Annotated in this window: 2 protein-coding genes; both read left to right on the top strand. The window is 55.7% G+C overall.

The genetic code is table 11. From position 1 onward, the window contains the following. Positions 1 to 738, top strand: a 738-nt coding sequence (locus tag WBM60_RS03410) for an aminotransferase class III-fold pyridoxal phosphate-dependent enzyme (RefSeq protein ID WP_424282762.1), incomplete at its 5' end; no start/stop codon positions are given. Beyond that, the coding region (locus tag WBM60_RS03415) for a PHP domain-containing protein (protein ID WP_424282763.1) at positions 698 to 1,759 on the top strand (1,062 nt) is incomplete at its 3' end. The genes WBM60_RS03410 and WBM60_RS03415, both read left to right, overlap by 41 nt.

The raw sequence follows: 1,759 nt of genomic DNA on the forward strand, positions 1-1,759 counted from the left end.
GTCTTCACCGGTTTCCGGCTGGCCTATCTAGGCGCACAGGAATTCTTTGGCGTTCAGGCCGACATGGTGACGTACGGTAAAACTCTCGGCGGCGGATATCCGGTAGGCGTGCTGTGTGGCAGACGGGCGTTAATGAAACGCTATCGCGAAAGTCAGCCTGCCAACATCTCTTTTGCCAGAGGTACCTTCAACTCCCATCCCTATGTGATGGCAGCCATGTCCGCGTTTCTGCAACGAATCTCCCGACCTGAGTACCAGCAGTTGTACCAACAGGCGCAATCGCTATGGGCACAACGGGTGACTGCGCTGAATGACCGTCTGCAAAACGCTGATCTTCCGGTGAGGATTGCGGCGTTGCAGAGCATCTGGACGGTGCTCTACACCAGACCAAGTCGGTACAACTGGATGCTCCAGTTCTACCTGCGCTCAGAAGGCCTCGAACTGAGCTGGGTAGGCAGCGGTCGCATGATTTTCAGCTTTAACTTCACCGACACCCACTTCGAGGAGGTTTGTGAGCGCTTCGTGCGCGCCGCGTCGCGCATGAATGCGGATGGCTGGTGGTGGCAATCGGCGGTGCTGACTCATCAGTCCATCAGAAGACAAATCACTCTGGAAATGTTGCAGGCCAGGCTCGCCTGGCAGACGAACACACAGCTGCCCGCTGTGAACCCCCCACAGGTGATCTCGAGGAGGTCAAATGAACGCACCGCTGACTCTGAATCAGCCGGAGCCAGGTGACTTCCGCGCTTCGCTCGCGCGCGAGTTTGGTGAGTTTCTCGATCAGCAGGCCGAGCGCTTTGATCCGGAGGATACCCTGCGGATCGACCTGCATTGCCATGATCTGAATAGTGACAAACCGGATGAGCTATGGGGCCGAATTCTCGGACTTCCGGAAACATGGCTGAAAACCAAACACCTGGTGAAATGCCTGCAGTCGAATGGCAGTGATGTCATCACCGTCACCAACCACAACAACGCGCGGTCCTGCTGGCATCTGCAAAGCAAAGGTGTGGACGTGCTTGTGGGCGCTGAGTTTACCTGCCACTTCCCTGATATCGAGTTGTTCTGCCATGTGCTCACATACGGCTTCACCCGAGAACAGGAGCCGGTGCTGGAAGAAAAGCGTCAGGATATCTATGAGTTCCTGCGCTACGCAGCACAGCAGAATCTGCCGGTTGTTCTGCCACATCCGCTGTATTTCTACACCCGCAATGAACATATCGATCTGGAGCTGTTTGAGAAGTTTGCGGTAATGTTTCAACATTTCGAAGTACTCAACGGCCAGCGCGATCTCTGGCAGGCAACTCTGACACTGAACTGGCTGCAGGACCTGACCCCGGCCAAGATTCGCTCTTATGCTCACAAACACAAGCTGGATCCGGCTGAGTTTGGTGTGGATCCCGATAAGCCCAAAGTACTCACAGGCGGTTCGGACGATCACATGGGAATCTTCGCCGGGCAGTGTGGTTCCTATCTGCACATTCCCAACTTGAAGCAACGTCTGAAGACGGAAAAGGTCTCAGAGCTGGCACTGGAAGCGCTTCGGGAAGGGCGGGTTGCCCCATTTGGTCAGGTCGGCGAAAACCAGCGGCTGAACATTGCGCTGCTCGATTACTTCGCCCAGGTGGCTGTCAGGATTGAAGATCCCGGCCTGCTGCGGTTACTGCTGCACCGAGGTGAGGTTTCCGACAAGCTGGCCTGTTTTGCCATTAGCAACGGGCTGCTGGAACTCCAGAAGAACAAACACGCTCGTAAGTTC

The sequence above is a fragment of the Eudoraea sp. genome (assembly GCF_049669105.1).
GTDB lineage: Bacteria > Bacteroidota > Bacteroidia > Flavobacteriales > Flavobacteriaceae > Eudoraea.